We start from the raw sequence: 1,078 nt of genomic DNA on the forward strand, positions 1-1,078 counted from the left end.
CCCCAGACCCCATCCCCATCCTTTTCCAAAGCTTTTTGGTGCCGCTTCGCAGAGATAGAAATTCAAAAATCTTTAAATTCTAACAATATATCACCTGTTTGGGCGGCATGCCGCTTCTTACGTCTAATAAGTTGTACAAAGTCTATTCGCTCTTCTAATACCGCCATTAGGTCAGCGCCTGTCATTAGGATAGTAACTGACCTTCCAGCCGCATGGGCCTTCACTCCGTCCACAGAGAATCCATTAATTGATAAAAAAAGTCCGAGCGTATTATCCAACTTACGACTAATTTTGGCAGCAAAAGAATCTAAGTCGGCGCAACCAGAGGGTTGTTGCTGCCATTTCCCTTCAAACAAATAATCAGTCCCCTCTAAGCTAAATGCACCATCAATTTGCTCTCCAGTATTCCTAAATGATGCCTTGGGGTCTAAATCAAACAACTCGAACAAATCATACAGAATGCTCTCAAGCTTAAACCCACGCTTCTGGGGAGAGTCAGAACCAAAAAGTGAAAAATACTCAACTTTAATTTTTGCCAGTTTATCCTTAATTGCCAGATTATGTTTTACCCTTTCCGCCTCCTTCTTTCTTCTTTCTTTTGAAAATTGGCTCGCTTCAGTAGCAGCATCGTGTGTATCAACTATCCGTTTCAACTCGGCAACTGCAGTCTTTGCTTTTCTAATCTTGTTTCGCGAGTCTTCTACATGTTCAAGGTGCTGAAAAGAATCCATCTTGGACACTTCCTGAAAGAGACGACGAATATCTCCGAGATATTTGTCCTGATCAGAACAAAGAATGTCTACCAAGTCTGCCACGATTTGATGCTTGTAGTTACTCCAATCAATCCTAGCAATTATGGTTTTATCGCTAATACAATTCTTTAAAAAAAATTTTAAATCCTTTTTATACCAATAGATTGACGTCAGAGCCTCCCTAAGAGCATGGATCGCAACAGCTGAAACAACTTTAGACATTTATATCTCCAAAAATTTTTTTAATAAATATATACCCCTTTATAGTTGGTCAACGGGTAACAGTATAATTATGCTAACTACTGCCAATTCACATACTAAATTAC

Annotated in this window: 1 protein-coding gene; it reads right to left on the reverse strand. The window is 39.3% G+C overall.

The window, feature by feature from the left end; all coding sequences use genetic code 11:
- Positions 1–62: 62 nt before the first annotated feature.
- Positions 63–974: a hypothetical protein gene (locus DWB63_RS17150; protein WP_128330088.1), complete on the reverse strand. Its 912-nt coding sequence runs from the start codon at positions 972–974 to the stop codon at positions 63–65.
- Positions 975–1,078 lie beyond the last annotated feature (104 nt).

Origin of the sequence: Pseudodesulfovibrio sp. S3 (assembly GCF_004025585.1) — a bacterium.
In the GTDB taxonomy this organism is placed as follows: Bacteria; Desulfobacterota; Desulfovibrionia; order Desulfovibrionales; family Desulfovibrionaceae; genus Pseudodesulfovibrio.